14 protein-coding genes are annotated in these 15732 nt (G+C 73.0%); 7 read left to right on the plus strand and 7 right to left on the minus strand.

The annotated features are described in order from the left end of the window. The first annotated feature begins 106 nt into the window (after positions 1 to 106). Positions 107 to 640: a DoxX family membrane protein gene (locus AB0G56_RS22905; RefSeq protein ID WP_360972126.1), complete on the plus strand. Its 534-nt coding sequence runs from the start codon at positions 107 to 109 to the stop codon at positions 638 to 640. Here the strand turns inward: AB0G56_RS22905 and AB0G56_RS22910 are convergent. Continuing rightward, positions 637 to 885 (minus strand): hypothetical protein, encoded by a 249-nt coding sequence (locus tag AB0G56_RS22910; protein ID WP_360972128.1) that lies wholly within the window; start codon positions 883 to 885, stop codon positions 637 to 639. The genes AB0G56_RS22905 and AB0G56_RS22910 overlap by 4 nt on opposite strands. Next, positions 872 to 2464 (minus strand): PspC domain-containing protein, encoded by a 1593-nt coding sequence (locus AB0G56_RS22915; RefSeq protein WP_360972130.1) that lies wholly within the window; start codon positions 2462 to 2464, stop codon positions 872 to 874. The genes AB0G56_RS22910 and AB0G56_RS22915 overlap by 14 nt, the downstream gene beginning before the upstream one ends. 209 nt (positions 2465 to 2673) lie before the next feature. Here AB0G56_RS22915 and AB0G56_RS22920 point away from each other — a divergent pair, with 209 nt between their 5' ends. Beyond that, on the plus strand, positions 2674 to 3963 hold the full coding sequence (locus AB0G56_RS22920) for a PspC domain-containing protein (RefSeq protein ID WP_360972132.1): 1290 nt from the start codon (positions 2674 to 2676) through the stop codon (positions 3961 to 3963). Then, on the plus strand, positions 3963 to 4706 hold the full coding sequence (locus AB0G56_RS22925; protein ID WP_360972134.1) for a response regulator transcription factor: 744 nt from the start codon (positions 3963 to 3965) through the stop codon (positions 4704 to 4706). The genes AB0G56_RS22920 and AB0G56_RS22925 overlap by 1 nt, the downstream gene beginning before the upstream one ends. A gap of 52 nt (positions 4707 to 4758) precedes the next feature. On the opposite strand, the gene AB0G56_RS22930 is transcribed toward AB0G56_RS22925, so the two are convergent. Next, positions 4759 to 5835: an NlpC/P60 family protein gene (locus tag AB0G56_RS22930; RefSeq protein ID WP_360972136.1), complete on the minus strand. Its 1077-nt coding sequence runs from the start codon at positions 5833 to 5835 to the stop codon at positions 4759 to 4761. Positions 5836 to 6364: 529 nt separating this feature from the next. Here AB0G56_RS22930 and AB0G56_RS22935 point away from each other — a divergent pair. Further along, a complete protein-coding gene (locus AB0G56_RS22935; RefSeq protein ID WP_360972138.1) occupies positions 6365 to 6718 on the plus strand; it encodes a hypothetical protein in 354 nt (117 codons plus the stop codon). Between the two features lie 21 nt (positions 6719 to 6739). Here the strand turns inward: AB0G56_RS22935 and AB0G56_RS22940 are convergent, their stop codons facing one another. Together AB0G56_RS22940 and AB0G56_RS22945 are read right to left on the minus strand one after the other, a co-directional pair. After that, complete coding sequence (locus AB0G56_RS22940) at positions 6740 to 7711, minus strand: tellurite resistance/C4-dicarboxylate transporter family protein (RefSeq protein ID WP_360972140.1); 972 nt, start codon at positions 7709 to 7711, stop codon at positions 6740 to 6742. 194 nt (positions 7712 to 7905) lie between these two features. Next, complete coding sequence (locus AB0G56_RS22945) at positions 7906 to 8364, minus strand: C40 family peptidase (RefSeq protein ID WP_360972142.1); 459 nt, start codon at positions 8362 to 8364, stop codon at positions 7906 to 7908. Here AB0G56_RS22945 and AB0G56_RS22950 point away from each other — a divergent pair. Together AB0G56_RS22950 and pcrA are read left to right on the plus strand one after the other, a co-directional pair. Further along, on the plus strand, positions 8357 to 8965 hold the full coding sequence (locus AB0G56_RS22950) for a hypothetical protein (protein WP_360972144.1): 609 nt from the start codon (positions 8357 to 8359) through the stop codon (positions 8963 to 8965). The genes AB0G56_RS22945 and AB0G56_RS22950 overlap by 8 nt on opposite strands. A gap of 309 nt (positions 8966 to 9274) precedes the next feature. Further along, entirely contained in the window at positions 9275 to 11767 is a 2493-nt protein-coding gene (gene pcrA / locus AB0G56_RS22955) for a DNA helicase PcrA (protein WP_360972146.1), read from the plus strand. A gap of 127 nt (positions 11768 to 11894) precedes the next feature. Here pcrA and AB0G56_RS22960 read toward each other — a convergent pair whose 3' ends face one another. Together AB0G56_RS22960 and AB0G56_RS22965 are read right to left on the minus strand one after the other, a co-directional pair. After that, on the minus strand, positions 11895 to 13508 hold the full coding sequence (locus AB0G56_RS22960; RefSeq protein WP_360972148.1) for a M23 family metallopeptidase: 1614 nt from the start codon (positions 13506 to 13508) through the stop codon (positions 11895 to 11897). 385 nt (positions 13509 to 13893) lie between these two features. Continuing rightward, positions 13894 to 14760 carry an alpha/beta fold hydrolase gene (locus tag AB0G56_RS22965; protein ID WP_360972150.1) on the minus strand — a complete coding sequence of 289 codons (867 nt, stop codon included), beginning with the start codon at positions 14758 to 14760 and terminating at the stop codon, positions 13894 to 13896. A 494-nt stretch (positions 14761 to 15254) separates the two neighbouring features. On the opposite strand from AB0G56_RS22965, the gene AB0G56_RS22970 reads away from it, so the two are divergent. After that, positions 15255 to 15671: a cobalamin B12-binding domain-containing protein gene (locus tag AB0G56_RS22970; protein WP_360972259.1), complete on the plus strand. Its 417-nt coding sequence runs from the start codon at positions 15255 to 15257 to the stop codon at positions 15669 to 15671. Positions 15672 to 15732: the final 61 nt, after the last annotated feature.

A 15732-nucleotide genomic window follows, 5' to 3' on the forward strand; every position in this document is an offset into this window, starting at 1 on the left:
CGTCGCACAAAAGACCGACCGGAGTGAGCGACTCCTTTCTCGCACACGTATGGTCTGTCGAGAGGTGAACGGCAGTGCGGTGAGAGGCGAGAGGCGGCTGGTAACGATGACTCACGGCCTTCGTACGAACACGCAGACCCCGTACCTCGACCGGCGCCGCACCTGGCGGAACACCGCCGCCCGCTACGCCCTCCTTCCTCTCCGTCTCTTCCTCGGCATCACCTTCATCTACGCCGGCCTGGACAAACTCACCGACAGCGCCTTCATGAAGGCCGCCGGCCCCGGGTCGCTCGGGGACACGATGCGCGCGGTCCGCGACTCCTCCGCCGTCCCGGCCCTCGTCGACCTGGCCCTGAAGAACCCGGTCGGGTTCGGCTACGCCATCGCCCTCGGTGAACTCGCCGTCGGTATCGGTGTCCTGCTCGGCCTGCTGGGCCGCCTGGCCGCGCTCGGCGGCGCGCTCATCTCCCTCAGTCTCTGGCTCACGGTCAGCTGGGCCACCACCCCCTACTACTACGGCAACGACCTCGCCTACCTGATGGCCTGGATCCCCCTCGTCCTGGCCGGCACCCCCCTGCTCTCCCTGGACGCCGTCCTGCCGGGACGGCGACGCCGAGGCCTGGGCCACTACCGCTACTAGCCGGGATGCCCCCCGTCCGGCCGGCCCTCACCGAGGCCGGGGCCGCGGGGCGCCCTGCGCCGGCGTACCGTGCGGTCGACGACCCCCACCGCACCTGCCAGGCAGAGGCCGCCCACCACCACGGGGACGGCCACGTACCACGGTGTCTCCCACAGGCCGTCCGCGTCGCCGGCGTAGGCGACGGCCGCGCCGACGAGGCAGACGCCCGCCACCAGCTTTCCGGGCTGGAACTCATGAAGCAGCACGGCTCACCTCCGCCTGTCCGACACCCACGTGCAGATCGAGATCGACTGTCCCCGCGCTCTTGCCGCCCGCTTCCGGCACCAGAGTGACCTGCTGGTGCCGGCCCGGCGCCACGTCCACGTCCTGCGAGCCGTCCCCCGGCAACTGGATGTCGCCGACGCCCACGTCGATCTGCGCCCGCAGGGTCATGTCCTTGGGGATGATCACCCGCAGCCGTCCCGCACCCACTTCGGCCCGCGCCGTCACCTTCTGGTCCTTGCCGATGTGTATTCGGGTCAGGTCGAGGGTGCCCTCGCCGGTGCCGAGGTCGTACCTCGGCCGGACGTCCGCCACCGTGGCGGGCTTCCACGTCGCGTGCGACCAGTGGGCGGTGATGTTGCCGGGGAGCGTCGTGGAAGCGGCGAGGAGGGCGGCGGTGACGACGGCCAGCAGGACCGTGCCGGCGCCGGTCCTGCCCAGGAAGGCGCTGAGCGCTATGCCCAGGCCGAAGACGCCGAGCGCGCAGGCCAGGCCGGTCTGCAGACTCATGGCCACGTTGTGGTCGTCCCGGCTCAGGTGCGTGCCGAGGCCGCCGGCCACCAGGGCGAACAGGAAGACCCAGCCGCCGATCCAGCGCGGCCCCCGCGGGCGGGGCGGCCGTGGGCGAGAGGGGCTCGCGGGCTGCCTGTCGCGCTCGCCCCGGCTGATGTTGACGGCCGCCGCGACGTCTCGGGCGCGTGACTCCTGGGGCCCCCAGAGATAGCCGGTTCCGCCGACGTGGGTGCCGTCCTTGACGATCGGGTCCCGCCACCAGGACGGGTAGGCCGCGGGGACCGGCGGCGCCTGGGCCTCCGGCGGTGCGTCGGCGGCGGCCTGCGCCGCCAGGGGGTCGGGATCGGCGGAGCCACGGTGCTGTGACCAGTATCCGGCCCCGGCGAGGAGCAGGGAGAGGACGACGCTGAAGGTGAGCACGTCGCCGTTGGTCAGCATCGACAGGAACACTCCGCAGCCGACCAGGGCGAACAGCACGGCGGCCAGCGCATGGCCGTCCACCCGCCCGGTGAGCAGCTTGCGGACCTGGTTCTCCTCCTCGTCGTCGAACGGCACGAAGAGCCAGGCGAATCCGTAGAAGATGAGTCCGATGCCGCTCGTCGCGGCGAGCACGGCCAGCGTGATCCGGAAGATCACGGGGTCCATGTCGCACCGCCGTCCGAGGCCCGAGCAGACCCCGGCGATCAACTTGTGCCGCCGGTCCCGCCGGAACCGCGTCGAGTCGCCCCCGCCGGTTTCCGGGCCGCCGGTGGTCGCGGAGCCCGGCTCGGCCACCGCTTCCGGCCCGCCGGCCGCCCCCGCTGTCCCCGTCACATTCGCCTCTCCGGTCCGGCCGGGCCCGTCGCCCGGACCCGGTTGTCCGCCTGTATCCGGCCGGTCGCCCGCACCCGGCTGCCCGTCCGTGTCTCGCGGGCCTGTCCGCGCCCTCTCGTGTGCGCGGGGCTCCTCACCCGCACCCGTGCCGGGCGCGGCGGCTCCGGCCGCGCCCGGGACCGGGCGAAGGCCGGGGCCGGGTCCCGGACCCGTCGTGGCGTGCTGGTGATTCGTCATGCGTCCATGGTGACGGGCGGGCCGCCGCCGCGGCAGTCGGGACGACCCTGGCAGAACCCTGATTCGCCCCTGAGCCCCCGCCGGGGACACGTTCGACCGGCCGGCGCGGACCCGTGCGCGGACCGCACGGGCGACGGGCGCGAAGATCAGGGGAGTCTCGGGGGCGGACCCTGATGCCCCCGTACGACGGGCATGTGACCATCAATGGCATGCCGGAAGCCGCAGCACTGCCCCTCGACGACCCGCGGCCGCCGCGCAAGCTCTACCGCAGCAGCGACGGACGCTGGCTCGGCGGAGTGGCGCGGGGCCTCGCCGGGCATCTCGGGCTGCCCGTGGTCTGGGTGCGGCTCGTCTTCGCCGGACTGGTCATGGCCGACGGTCTCGGCGCGCTGCTGTACGCGGCCTTCTGGTTCTTCGTCCCCCTCGGGGTCGGCGGCGTCGGCGGGCAGAGACCGCCGTCCCTGGTCACCACGGAGACCTCGCCGGACGGCCGCCGCAGGATCGTCACCCGCAAACCGGACAAGGGCCAGCTCGTCGCCCTGCTCCTCATGGTCGTCGTGGCGTCGGTCTTCGTCGGCAGTGTCGACCTGGGCGGCGGCGCGAAGGCCTACCTCCTGCCGGCCGTCCTCGTCGCCGCGGGCGTCGCCCTGGTCTGGCGCCAGGCGGACAACGCGCGCCGGGCCCGCTGGGTCGAGGTCGGCCGCCGCCGCCGTACGCTCACGCTGCTGCGCGCCGGCGCGGGTGTCCTGCTGGTCACCGCGGGCGTCTCCGCCATCTTCGTCCTCCAGGGATCCGCGGCCCATCTCGGTTCCGTCCTCCAGGCGGGACTGGCCGTCCTCGTCGGCATCACGCTGCTCGCCGGGCCGTACCTCGTGCGGATGACGCAGGACCTCTCCGAGGAGCGGCTGATGCGCATCCGTGCCCAGGAGCGCGCCGAGGTCGCCGCCCACGTGCACGACTCGGTGCTGCACACCCTGACCCTGATCCAGCGCAACGCGGAGAACGCGGGCGAGGTGCGCCGTCTCGCCCGCGCCCAGGAACGCGACCTGCGCGCCTGGCTCTACAAGCCCGAGGGCAACGGCAAGGACGAGGACGACGAGCCGGCGACCCTCGCCGAAGCCGTGCGGCGCAACGCCGCCGAGGTGGAGGACAAGCACGGCGTACCCATAGAGGTGGTCGTGGTCGGCGACTGCCCGCTCGACGAACGCGTCGGGGCCCAGATGCAGGCCGCGAGGGAAGCCATGGTGAACGCCGCCAAGTACGGTGGCGAGGGCGGCGCCGTGCAGGTGTACGCCGAAGTCGAGGGCAGGACGGTCTTCGTGTCCGTCCGTGACCGGGGCCCGGGGTTCGATCTCGACGCGATACCCACCGACCGCATGGGTGTCAGAGAATCGATCATCGGCCGCATGGAGCGCAACGGGGGCACGGCCCGGCTGCGCGCGGTGCCGGACGGCGGCACGGAGGTCGAGCTGGAGATGGAGAGGGCGGAGAACACGTGATGAGCGACCCGACCGAGGCGAACGGCACGGCGGCAGCGGACACCACGGAGGCGGCGGCCACGGCCGCGGGCGGCGCGACCGGGCGGCACGCGCGCGTCGTCCTCGTCGACGACCACCGCATGTTCCGTACGGGGGTCCAGGCCGAGATCGGGCGGACCGACGAGACCGGTGTCGAGGTGGTCGGGGAGGCCCCGGACGTCGACCAGGCGGTGGCGGTCATCACCGAGACCCGTCCCGAGGTGGTCCTCCTCGACGTCCACCTCCCCGGCGGCGGCGGTGTCGAGGTGCTCCGCCGCTGCGCCGCGCTGATGGCCGACACCGAGCGGCCCGTCCGCTTCCTCGCGCTGTCCGTGTCGGACGCGGCGGAGGACGTGATCGGGGTGATCCGCGGCGGGGCCCGCGGCTACGTGACGAAGACGATCACCGGCTCCGACCTCATCGACTCGATCTTCCGGGTCCAGGAGGGCGACGCCGTCTTCTCCCCGCGCCTGGCCGGGTTCGTCCTCGACGCGTTCGCCTCCACCGACGCCCCGCCGGTCGACGAGGACCTCGACCGCCTCACCCAGCGCGAGCGCGAGGTCCTGCGGCTCATCGCCCGCGGCTACGCCTACAAGGAGATCGCCAAGCAGCTCTTCATCTCCGTGAAGACGGTGGAGTCCCACGTGTCCGCGGTACTGCGCAAGCTCCAGCTGTCCAACCGTCACGAGCTGACCCGCTGGGCGACGGCGCGGCGGCTGGTCTGACCGGCCGGGCCGGGGGGCGCGCAACGCACGCCGCGCGGGGGCGCGAGCGATGTCACGCCACCCGGGTCGCTCCGGCGAACGGCATCTGGTCGACGGGCGCCAGCCGGACCGGCGCCGAGGGGTTCGGGGCGTGGATCATCTGCCCCCCGCCCACGTAGATGCCGACATGGCTGACCCCGGAGTAGAAGAACACCAGGTCACCGGGGCGCAGTTGGGAGCGGGAGACGCGGTGGCCGGCACCGATCTGGGCGTAGGTGGTGCGCGGGAGCGCGATCCCGGCGGCGCGGTAGGCCGCCTGCACCAGGCCGGAGCAGTCGAAGGCGTCGGGGCCGGTCGCGCCCCACACGTAGGGGCTGCCGAGCTTCGCGTAGGCGTAGGCGACGGCTGCCGCCGCCCGTGAGGTGGGGGCCGGAGCCGAGCGCGGGGCGGCGAGCGCCTCCCGCGCTGCCCCGGCCGCGGACCGGGACGCCCGCTGCGCCGCTCCGTCCTCGCCGATCGCCGTCCGCTGCCGTGGCGTGAGCCGGGCCAGCAGCCGCCTGGCCTCGTCCAGTTTCGCGGTGATCGTCTTCTTCTGCCGGCGCAGTTCCGCCTGCCGCGAGCGGAGGGACCCCAGTTCGGTGCGCGCCGCACTGCGCAGTCGGTCCAGCTTCCTCAGTTCCTGGCGCACACCGGCCACGGCCGCGTTCTGCCGGACACCCGCCCGCTCGGCCAGCGCGGCGCCCTCCAGGTAGTGGCGGGGATCGGTGGAGAGCAGGAACTGCACGGTGGGGTCGATCCCGCCGTCCCGGTACTGTGCCGCGGCGATGGAACCGAGGGTGTCGCGCGCCGCGTTCAGCCTGGCCTGGCCGCGCGCCGCCTCGTCGCCGAGGGTCCGCAGCCGCTTCCCGGCCGCGTCCGCCTTCTCCTTCGCGCCGTCGTACTTCTCGGTGGCGGTCTCCGCCTCCTGGTACAGCCGGTCCACCTTGGCCCTGACCTGCTCCGGCGTCAGCTGCGGGGCGGCCTGTCCGGTGCCGCCGAAACCCGTCGCCGTCGCCGCGCCCGCCAGGGCGAGCGTGGCCGCCGTACGGGCTGTGCTGCCGCTGAGCGAGCGCTGTCGGGGCTTGCGGTGCGTGGCCACGTGGACCGTCACGTCCCTTCGTCCGGCCGGCCGCGGGGCGGCGGGCTCTGCGCGTCCGGCGGCGGCCCGCACAGGGGGACGGACCGCCGCCGGACTCCTTGGCGGTGGTGTCCGGCAGCCGCCCCTGGCCCGGGCGGCGGTGGGGAGCCGGTCACCTGGGGAAGGACGCTAGGACTCGCCGTACCGGAGGAGTGACAGGTTGTACGGAACTGCCGCGACCGGATCGAACGGTGACCGGAAGTGACCGTGCGGCGCGTTCCGCGGCGGCGCCTTCGCACAGAGCGATGACCGATGTGACGGTTTCCGGGGCAGAGGGCGTCGAGCGGGTGCTATGGGTCGCATTCATGCGCCGCCAGGGTGCGGACAGAGTGCCGTCAGGGTGTCGGCAGGGCGCCGACAGAGGGCGGGCGGCGGGAGCCGTGGGTCGGCGGCGGCAGTCGGTGAGCGGACCAGGTGGCGGAGTCCGGCGCAACAGGTGGCGGACTCCGGCGCAGGGGCCAGTGTCCGGGAGGCCGGTGGCCTCTCGTTAGGCTCCGGACTCATGGACGTACTCATCCATCTCTTCGTCGGCCTGCACATCATCGGGATCGCCGCCCTGCTCGGCGGCTTCCTCACCCAGATGAAGGCGATGGGCCGGGGCACGGCCCGGTTCGTGCCCGGCATGCTGCACGGCGCGCTGACCATGCTGGTCACCGGCGTCGTCCTGGTCGGCCTCAACCAGGCCGACGACCACCACGTCAACACCGTCAAGATCGGCCTGAAGCTGGCGCTGCTGATCGTGATCCTCGGTCTCGTCTACGTCAAGCGCGACGACGAGAAGGTGGACAAGGGCATGTTCGGGCTGGTGGGCCTGCTGACCATGGCGAACATCTTCATCGCGGTGCTGTGGACCTGAGCGCCGCGCGGGGCGCTCAGGTCAGTGCGCGGCGTCCCTGAGTTCGGTGCGCGCCTCCGCGACCGCCCCCGCCGCGACGGCCAGCCAGGCCGCGACCGCGACCCAGATCAGTACCTCTCCGAGCCCCTCGAACTCGGGGACGTGCAGGGCGGTGGCGACCGACAGCGCCGCCGTGGCCGTCATCCCCAGGGGGAAGACGGTCGACCAGCGCCGCACGTCGTAGCGCAGCCGGGGCCGGACCAGCTCCGCCACGAGCAGGACGGCGTACCAGGCGAAGTCGAGCACCAGCACCGCGAGGGTGACGGTGTGCAGGACGCCGTGGTCGTCGTTGTCCCACAGATAGCGGCCGGCGCCCTCTGCGGCGATCAGCTTCGCCCCGGCGACCGCGGAGATCGCCAGCGCGCCGCCCGCGACCCAGTGATCCCCGTGCCCTTCGAACACCTGCCGCAGGTCGAAGCGGGACAGCGCGAACAGGTAGAGCGCCAGCCCCAGCCAGAAGAAGACGAGCGCGGTGTGTGCCAGCCAGGCCGCGGCCTGGGCCTTGGCCACCGACGCCCCGAGCACGGCGAGTCCCTCGGTGGCCACGCAGCACAGGAAGACCGCCCCGGGCATGGGCCGCCGGGAGTTCCGGACGACCCGCACGAGCAGCCACGGCCACAGCACCACGGCCAGCGCGAGCAGCGCCTCGGCCAGCGGCTGCCACCCCAGGTTCGAGAAGCGCGTGCCCAGCACGGCGGTGGCGGCGACCCCGGTGAGGGCGGCCGGCGTCCCCGCCTCGGCCTTCCAGCGCGACCGTTCGCGCAGCAGCCGCAGGGTGAAGTCCGCGGCCAGTGCCAGCCACGCGAGGCAGGCCACCGCGAGGACGGCGAGGGACAGCACCTCGTGGCCCGTCAGCCCCAGCCCGATCGACACGATGCCGCTGGCCATCACCGCGGCCCCGGCCGCGGGCGGTCGCTGCGCCAGCCAGGCGCGCAGAGGTGAGGTGACGGGCATGAAGCCGATGCTAGAAGCCCTGCACGTCGTGTGCGCCGGGGCACGCGCGCCGGTACGCAAAACCATCGGCGGGGCGCGTACCGGCGGGAGCACGCGCCGCCCTGCCCGCGGGCGATCCCGAGCGGCGCGGTGAACGGTTCGGTGGGGTGCGGCAGGGTGGGGTGCCGGCAGGGCGGGGTGCGGAGCGGCGCGGGCTACGCCGGTCGTACCACACGGTGGATCGCCGGTGCCCCGGCGCGCAGGACCGGCTCCGCGCGGACTCGGGCGCCCGGTCGCGGGGCGTGGATCATGATGCCGTCACCGGCGTAGACGCCCACCTGGCCCGTGCCGCCCCGGAAGAAGACCAGGTCACCGGGGAGCGCGTCGGTGAGCGGCACCGGTGTGCCCGCGCCGCTCTGCTCGCGGGTGCCGCGCGGAAGGGCGACACCGGCGGCCTTCCACGCGGCCTGGCTGAGGCCGGAGGAGTCGTAGGAACCGGGCCCGGCCGCTCCCCAGACGTACGGCTTGCCGATCTCCGCGCGCGCGAACGCGAGGGCCTTGTGCCCCTGGGCGGCGCGGAGAGCCCGCACGCCGGGCGGCGCGGGCGCGCTCAGGGCCGGTGGCAGCAGCGCGCGGGCGTCGGCGAGCTTCCGTTGGACGGCCGCCTTGGCCACCCTGATGTCCTGCGCAGGGCCGGCCGGACAGCAGGCGTTCTCGCCGCTGCCGCTGCCGCTGCTGCCGCTGCCGCTGCCGCTGCCGCTGCTGCCGCTGCCGCTGCTGCCGCTGCCGCCGCTGGCGTTGCTGTCGTCCGCGCTTTCGGGTTCCCGCCGCTCCTGCCCGCCCCCGCAGGGTCCGCACGGCTGCGGAGCGCGCCGCGTACGCGTCGGACAGGTGCTTCTGGCGGACGGTCAGCCGGCTCATCAACTGCGCCTGATCGAAGTAGCCCGGCGGAGTGCCGGTGAGGAGGAGCGCCGCGGACTCGGGAGCCCCGGTCCGGGCGCGGGGCCGGCCGGCCGGGGGCGCGTCCCGTCTGCCGCGTGCCCTGCCGGACCGGTCGGTGCGCCTGGTGACGCCGTCGAGAAGTGCGGCGACCCGGCCGCGCTGCCTGGTGGCCTGCCCGGTGGCCCCCTCCGCATCGGTGCCGCCGGTGCCGCCGGCCACCGGATCGGACCGCCGGTACAGCTCGCCGATCTCGCGTTCGACCTCTTCGGGGCTGGGCCCGCCGCCGGCGTACAAGCGGATGTGCGACGCCAAAGCAGGCGACTCCTTGCGTAGTCCACTCGTCCGCCGCTGCCGCTGCCGCTGCCGCTGCCGCTGCCGCCGCCCGCCGTCGCCACCTGTCCGGTCGGGCCACCGGGGGTGGAGGGAGCGAGGTGCGCGACCCGACGGGCACCGTAACCAACCGGTGTGGCGCCTGTGAAGATCGAGGCGTGATGCGCCCGATATGTTTTCGTGACCTGATGGGCGGGTGGTCGTTGTCGTCGCAGTGCGGTCCGGTCGCCCGATCGGTCTCGGCCGGTGAAACCGGTCACGTTTCCGGGGCGGCCCCGGGTTGTCGGTGGGGAGCCCTAGACTCGTAGAGCGATGAGCAGCCTCTTTGACGACAGCTTCCTGGCGGACCTCCAGACCCCTCGCGGTTCCGAGGACGAGCCTCCGCCGCCGCCCGAGGACGACCATGCTCCGGAGCCGGTTCCGGACGATCTGTTCGGCGGGAAGTTCGACCTGCCACCGGACCGAGAGGCCCCCCGGGACGCCTACTACCGCGACGGCGCCCCCCGCCCGGTCGTCGACCCGGCGACGCTCCTGGACGGGCTGAACGAGAACCAGCGCGCCGCCGTCGTCCACTCCGGCTCCCCGCTGCTCATCGTGGCCGGCGCCGGCTCCGGCAAGACCCGTGTGCTCACGCACCGCATCGCCTATCTGCTGGGCGAACGCGGCGTCCACCCCGGCCAGATCCTGGCGATCACCTTCACCAACAAGGCCGCCGGGGAGATGAAGGAGCGCGTCGAGCAGCTCGTGGGCCCGCGCGCGAACGCGATGTGGGTGATGACCTTCCACAGCGCGTGCGTGCGCATCCTGCGCCGGGAGTCGAAGAAGCTCGGCTTCACCTCGTCCTTCTCGATCTACGACGCCGCCGACTCCAAGCGCCTGATGGCCCTGGTCTGCCGTGACCTGGACCTGGACCCCAAGCGCTACCCGCCCAAGTCCTTCAGCGCGAAGATCAGCAACCTCAAGAACGAGCTGATCGACGAGGAGGACTTCGCCGCCCAGGCCACCGACGGTTTCGAGAAGACCCTCGCCCAGGCCTACGCCCTCTACCAGTCGCGGCTGCGCGAGGCCAACGCACTCGACTTCGACGACCTGATCATGACGACGGTCAATCTGCTGCGCGCCTTCCCGGACGTCGCCGAGCACTACCGCCGCCGCTTCCGGCACGTCCTGGTCGACGAGTACCAGGACACCAACCACGCCCAGTACACCCTCGTACGGGAACTCGTCGGCACCGCCGTGCACCCCGCGGACGTACCGCCCGGCCCCGACGACCTCCACCCCGCCGAGCTGTGCGTGGTCGGTGACGCCGACCAGTCGATCTACGCCTTCCGCGGCGCGACCATCCGCAACATCCTCCAGTTCGAGGAGGACTACCCGGACGCGACGACGATCCTGCTGGAGCAGAACTACCGCTCCACGCAGACGATCCTGTCCGCAGCCAACGCGGTCATCGAGCGCAACGAGTCCCGCCGTCCGAAGAACCTGTGGACCAATGCGGGCACGGGCGCCCGGATCACCGGGTACGTCGCCGACACCGAGCACGACGAGGCGCAGTTCGTCGCCGAGGAGATAGACCGCCTCACGGACGCGCGCGAGGCCAAGGCGGGCGACGTCGCCGTCTTCTACCGCACCAACGCCCAGTCCCGTGTCTTCGAGGAGATCTTCATCCGCGTCGGCCTGCCCTACAAGGTCGTCGGCGGCGTCCGCTTCTACGAGCGCAAGGAGGTCCGGGACGTCCTGGCCTACCTGCGCGTGCTGGCCAACCCCGAGGACTCCGTCCCGCTGCGCCGCATCCTCAACGTGCCCAAGCGGGGCATCGGCGAGCGCGCCGAGGCGATGATCGACGCGCTCTCCCAGCGGGAGAAGATCAGCTTCCCGCAGGCACTGCGCCGCGTCGACGAGGCGTACGGCATGGCCGCGCGGTCGACGAACGCCGTCAAGCGGTTCAACACGCTGATGGAGGAGCTGCGCACCATCGTGGAGTCGGGCGCGGGCCCCGCCACGGTACTGGAAGCAGTCCTCGATCGCACGGGCTACCTGGCGGAGTTGCAGTCCTCCACCGACCCGCAGGACGAGACCCGCATCGAGAACCTCCAGGAACTCGCCGCCGTCGCCCTGGAGTTCGAGCAGGAGCGCGGGGAGGGCGAGTCGGTCGCCCTGTCCGAGTTCCTGGAGCAGGTCGCCCTGGTCGCCGACTCCGACCAGATCCCCGACGAGGAGGACGGCGACGGCGTCATCACGCTGATGACACTGCACACCGCCAAGGGCCTGGAGTTCCCGGTGGTCTTCCTCACCGGCATGGAGGACGGCGTCTTCCCGCACATGCGCGCCCTCGGCCAGGTCAAGGAGCTGGAGGAGGAGCGCCGTCTGGCCTACGTCGGCATCACACGCGCGCGGGAGCGGCTGTACCTGACCCGCTCGGCGATGCGCAGCGCGTGGGGACAGCCGTCGTACAACCCGCCTTCCCGGTTCCTGGAGGAGATCCCGGCCGTGCACGTGGACTGGAAGCGGACGGGTGGTTCCGCGCCGGTGTCCTCCGGTCCGGCCTCCGGCGTGGCGGCCTCGCTGTCGTCGTCCCGTTCGCGTTCGTCGGCGTCGGGGGCCTCGGGTTTCGCCACCCGGCGGGCCGCGGACAAGCCGGTGGTGTCCCTCGCCGTCGGCGACCGGGTCACGCACGACCAGTTCGGCCTGGGCACGGTGGTCGGGGTCAAGGGCACGGGCGGGAACGCGGAGGCCACGATCGACTTCGGCGACACCAAACCCAAGCGGCTGCTGCTGCGGTACGCGCCCGTCGAGAAGCTGTAGGACGGACGGACGGACGGGCAGGAGGCGGGGCGGGAGACGGAGCGGAAGGCGGACGCGGCCCGGGCAGCGTCCGCAGCCCGGCCCCGGCCCCGGCCAGACCCGGGCCGGGGCCGGGGCCGGGCCGGTCTCAGGTCGGGTTCAGGCCGTGGCTGCGCAGCCAGGGGAGCGGGTCGATGGGGGCCCCGCCGGCGGGCCGTACCTCGAAGTGCAGGTGCGGGCCGGTGGAGTTGCCGGACTTGCCTGAGTAGGCGATCGGCTGTCCGGCCTTGACGGTGGCGCCGGTGACGACCTGGTACCGGGAGAGGTGGCAGTACCACGTCTCCGTGCCGTCCTTCGCGGTGAGGATCAGCATGTTGCCGTAGGCGCTGTTGAACTGGGTGCGGACCGTGCCGTCGGTGGCGGCCATGACCGTCGTCCCGTACCAGACGGGGAAGTCGATGCCGGTGTGCACGGACATCCAGTTGACGCCGGCCTGGCCGAAGTAGGCGCTGAGCCCCTTCTGCGCCACCGGCAGCACGAACTTGGGGCGCAGCCGCTCCTTGCGCGCCGCCTCCTGCGCGGCCTTCTTCCGCTCGGTCTCCTGCTGCGCCTTGAGGTCGATGCGTTCCTGGGTGCGGCTGGCCCGGTCGGCGAAGTCGTTCGCCCCGGCGGACAGGCTCTGGAGCTGGGTGTCCAGCTTGTTGTTGGCGGTGGACGGCTGCACGGGATGCGCCTCGGGGGCGAACGCCGAAGCGTCCTTGCCGCCGTCGGTGAAGGTGCCGACGGACGCCGCGGCGATTCCGGCGACGCCCATCACGCAGGCCGAGGGCACCGCCACGGTCAGCAGCGCGGAGCGCTTGGCCGGGGGCCGGCGCCGGGATCGGCCGCCGCTGCGCGAGGCCGCGCGCGGTGCGGGCACCGGCGCGACTTCTGCCTGGCCCTCCAGGAGGGAGACGGCGGGCAGTTCGCCGGTCGCGGCCAGAGCGCCTTCCCCGCCGGGAGCGGTGGCCTCGGGGGCGGTGGCGTCGAGAACGTCGAAGGTGTCACCGAACGCCCGGGTCTCGTCGTACGCCCGGGTCTCGTCGTATGCACGGGACTCGTCGTACGGGTGCGCCTCGCCCTGCGTCTGCTGCTCGCCGTACGGCTGCGGGTGGGAGGAACCCTCCGGTGCCGCGGTGCCGTCGTCGGCCGCGCCGCCGGTGTTCCACTGGGTGGCGTCATAGGCGCCGGTGTCGAACGTCTGGGTGCCCCAGTCCCACTGCTGGGTCTGGTCCGCGGCGGTCGTGGAGGCGGCGCCCTGGAGCCAGGCACCCGCGTCCCACTGGCCGGTGGCCTCGGCGGGCGCCGGCTGCTGCGGTACGGCGGACAGGTGCTGGAACCCCGCGGACCAAGCGGTCGTGTCGTACGTACCGGTGTCGTAGGCGGCGTGGTGCTGGGCCGCGTACGCGTCGTGGTTCAGGGTGTGGTGGCTGCCCGTCGACCACTGGGTGGCGTCGTACGCGCCGGTCGTCCCGCCGTCTCCCGCCTGGCTGTTGCCGGGGTGGAGGTCGCCGAAGAGGGGGTCGGCCGCGAAGCCCGCCGTGCTGTGGACGCCGGTGTGGAAACCGGTGGGGGAACCGGTCGCGTCGTGGTCGCCGTACGTGGTGAACTCACCGTAGGCGCCTTCCTGCCCGCCGTACGGCGCGTAAGGCGCCGAGGCGTCGTCGGAGGCCGGAGCCGGGGCCGGGGGCGTCGCGGTCCCCGACGGGTGACGGTCGTTCACCAACTTCTCTTTCGCCTCGACGACAGGGCTGCCAGAGCAGTGCGGCGACTGTACCCGGCGGTATGCGGGCGCGACAATCTTCGGCAGGTTTCCCGTACTGGGGAAACGGGCAATCGGCCGTGATTCGGCGGACTGCGGACACGGCCTTGGGCTTGTGTTCGGGACGATGTTCGACCCCTGATGGGTCAACGCCGGACCACGGAGACACGTCTGAACAGGCCACGGAGCCGGTCGGGTCAGGTCGCGGGTCCGGAGTGGTCAGGTCGTGGAGCCGGTCGGGTCAGGTCGTGGAGCCGGTCGGGTCAGGTCGTGGAGCTGGACGGGCCAGGTCGCGGGGCCGGGCCGGTCAGGTCGTGGAGCCGGTCGGCCGGGCTCACGGAGCTGGTCAGGCCACGGTGAGCCCTCCGCCCTGTGCCGCGGACGGGTCCCCGGGCCGCACGGTGTCCAGGGCCTGGCGTATGCCGCTCGCGACGGCGGGGTGCACGGGCATGGCGAGGTGGCCGATGCCGCTCACCCGGACGTTCTCCGCCCGGAGGTCCGGGTGCTCGACGCAGGCCGACTCCAGCGGGTCCATCAGGTGGTCCAGGTCGCTCCAGAAGCCGACGAAGTACGTACGGCAGCCGGGCGCGGGCCGGGACAACTCCTCGATCAGCTCCGAACCCGGCCGCATCTGACGGACGATGGGGTGCGCGTTGGCCAGCGGGGCGACCCGGGTGCCGGCGTGCGGGGTGCCCAGGGTGACGAGGGTGCGGACGCGGGCGTCGCCGCCCAGCCGCTGCACGTAGTAACGGGCTATCAGCCCCCCGAGGCTGTGTCCGACGACGTCGACCCGCTCGCTGCCGGTGCGCTCGCAGATCTCCTCGATGTGCCGGCCGAGCAGTTCGGCCGCGCAGCGGATGTCGCAGGTCAGCGGCGAGTAGTTGAGGGACTCCACGCGATGCCTGCCGTGCTGCGCGAGGTTGCGGCGCAGCAGTACGAAGACCGAGCGGTTGTCGATGAAGCCGTGCAGCAGCACCACCGGCGGCTTGGCCTCGACGGGCAACTGCGCGGCGGCATCCGGTGCGGGGAGCGGGGTCTCGGCGGCGCGGCGCTCCTGCACGATTCCCGAGGGGTAGAGGAGAACGTGCCCGGCGAGGATCGCCAGCTCCAGGGCCGTCGCCTTGAGCAGGCCCAGCGACACCCCCGCGATCCGGCCCGGGAGCAGGCGCTGGCAGAACGGGAGGAGGGGATCTGCGACGCTGGTGACCTTCATGGCCGACCTCCTGTCGGCACGCGGGAGGACGGCTCTGTCCCCCGTGTGCGCTTGTGGGCAGTCGCGGCGGAGGCTCCCGACGGGGCGCGGACGGGGGACGCGGAGCAGGCCGCCGTCCGCTGTGCGGCGCGTACGGTGTGTACGGCGCTCGGGGCTGCCTCGTGTCCTCGTCGGTGCGCCGCGCCTCCGCGGTGCCCGGCCTGCTCCGCGGTGGTACGACCACCTCGCCGCGGCTGCCGTGACGCTTGTTCCCGCAGGGGCTCCCGGCCCGCGGCGGCGGGGAACGGTGCGCGGTGTGAGGATGCGTGGTGTGCGGGCCCCCGCTGCGGGATGCCTCCGGGGAACTGTCCCTCCGTGTGATTTCCCCCTCGGTCCGCACCGCGAAACTGCCGGGTGCGGGATGCTGGCGATAACGTTCGTTCACTTCCCCGGACGACGTGGTGCGGGGCGTCCGTCCCGTGGTGGACGTATGTAGTCGCTTCATGGAGGCAGTGATGGGTGTGGCAGCCGGTCCGATCCGCGTGGTGGTGGCCAAGCCGGGGCTCGACGGCCACGATCGCGGTGCGAAGGTGATCGCGCGGGCCCTGCGCGACGCCGGCATGGAGGTCATCTACACGGGCCTGCACCAGACTCCGGAGCAGATCGTCGACACCGCGATCCAGGAGGACGCCGACGCGATCGGCATGTCCATCCTCTCCGGCGCGCACAACACGCTGTTCGCCGCCGTGATCGGGCTGCTGCGGGAGCGCGAGGCCGAGGACATCGTCGTCTTCGGGGGCGGCATCATCCCCGAGGCGGACATCGCGCCGCTGAAGGAGCAGGGGGTCGCCGAGATCTTCACCCCGGGCGCGACCACCCAGTCGATCGTGGACTGGGTGAGGGCCAACGTCCGCCAGCCGGCTCAGGCGTAGCGCCCGGGCCGGCCGGGCGGACGCGTCTCCTCGCCGGGGTGGCGCCCACAGGCGCCCGCCC

It is taken from the genome of Streptomyces sp. NPDC021356, from assembly GCF_040641015.1.
GTDB lineage: Bacteria > Actinomycetota > Actinomycetes > Streptomycetales > Streptomycetaceae > Streptomyces.